The sequence below is a fragment of the Ruegeria sp. CDSB013 genome, from assembly GCF_059611165.1.
In genome coordinates, this window is the sequence record NZ_JBXWPA010000037.1 from 1 (window position 1) to 1,629 (window position 1,629).

The following is a 1,629-nucleotide window of genomic DNA, read 5'->3' on the forward strand; positions in this document are numbered from 1 at the left end:
AGCCAGTTGACGAACACCTTAGCCTCGGGACGCTGAAATTCTGCTTGAGTCTGGATGTAATAGACGCCGAAGAGTGGCTCAGAGAACAACTCAATCATTCGACCAGATGACAGATCGTCCTCGAAAAAAGCTCTGGCGGAATACGTGATACCGTCGCCCCGGCGAACCGCTGTCATGATCAGGTTCCCCGGCATGTGATTTATGGTCAATGGCTCGGGAGGTACGACCCCATGATAGGTGAACCAGTCGGCCGCCTCATTTGTGCCCAGTTCCTGCAACCAGGGCAGCTTCGTTAAAGAGGCCGGGTCAGGCAAATCTTGGCCTCCCAACAGTGAAGGTGCCCCGATCACGACCATGTCGGAGACAAGAACAGTATCCTCTTCTTTTCTCGGCATGCGTCTGTCGTGATACCGAATGGCGACATCGATGCCACCTGGCTTTATCTGAACCAGTTCAGAAGTTGGGTTCAGCATCAAAGTGATCTCTGGGTGTTGTTGTTGAAACTCTGCCATTCTCGGCAATAGCCACTCCACCGCGAATGCTGGTGACATTGTCACTTGAACGGGACGGTGCGCTGCATGTTCCGCCAGTCGTTGCACACCCCTTCCGATAATTTCAAAGCCGATACCCAGTTCACGTGAAAGAATGATGCCTGGCTCAGTCAGTTCAATGCTGCGCCCACGTCTGGCAACGAGAGCTACACCCAAATGTCTTTCCAACGATTTCACCTGCTGGCTGACAGCCGCTTGGGTCACGTTCAAGTGTTCAGCCGCCACGGTGTAACTCCCTGCTTCCGCAACTGCTGAGAAAGCGCGCAAAGCGTTCATCGGGGGAAGGTGCAACCAATCCATACTGTAGATTTTCTAATGCTTGGTTAAACTATTTGAGTCGCATGATATCGGCATTCTTGACATTATTCACAGTGAAATCTGAGCGGCTATTATAAAATTTTGGAGCGGATGCTTTAGTGCCGATGTCAACCTAGCCGCATGCCAGGAGATCTTGATACGATGGAAAAAATTCAAGGTGGATGCTACTGTGGTGCGGTTCGATACCAGATCGCGACACCACCTGTCTGGTCGGGACATTGCCATTGTCGTTCATGCCAAATGGCCCTTGGCGGTGCCTTTGTAACTTGGGCTAAGGTAGCCGCCGAAGACTTCGCCGTTATCAGAGGCGAAATCCAACACATTGAGAAAACTCCGGGTATTCGCCGCGGATTTTGTCGGGACTGTGGAACGACGTTGACCTATGCCGCCCTAAATGAAGTTGAGGGCCAGGACTGGAGCGCTGACGCGTGGTTTTCTGCTGTGACGTTGGACGACCCATCGATTACTCAGCCAAAAGCCCATGTCTTCGCTTCGCATCAGCAGCCATGGATAAAACTCGACGACGGGCTGCCGACGTTTCTTGAGTTCTAACCAACTTTCCGAGCGCACGGAGGTGAAAGCGATGAACACTGCATACTCATATGCCTGCAAGGATTGCGAAGGCATGGAGGCCTGCCCAGGTAAAGTAGTTGCTGCGACCAAGGACGAAGTCTGGAAGCTCATGGAACTCCACGCGGTGGTCGCTCATGGAGAGGACCCCAGCTCGTGGGACGCCGACACTCGAGAATATCTGGAAACA

General features: G+C 52.7%; 2 protein-coding genes. One reads left to right on the forward strand and one right to left on the reverse strand.

All coding sequences use genetic code 11. From position 1 onward, the window contains the following. Positions 1-776: LysR family transcriptional regulator (locus AC2FJF_RS24325; RefSeq protein WP_496727562.1), on the reverse strand; the 776-nt coding region annotated here is incomplete at its 3' end. A gap of 234 nt (positions 777-1,010) precedes the next feature. Here AC2FJF_RS24325 and AC2FJF_RS24330 point away from each other — a divergent pair. Then, positions 1,011-1,421, forward strand: coding sequence for a GFA family protein (locus AC2FJF_RS24330; protein WP_496727563.1), 411 nt, complete (start codon positions 1,011-1,013; stop codon positions 1,419-1,421). Positions 1,422-1,629 lie beyond the last annotated feature (208 nt).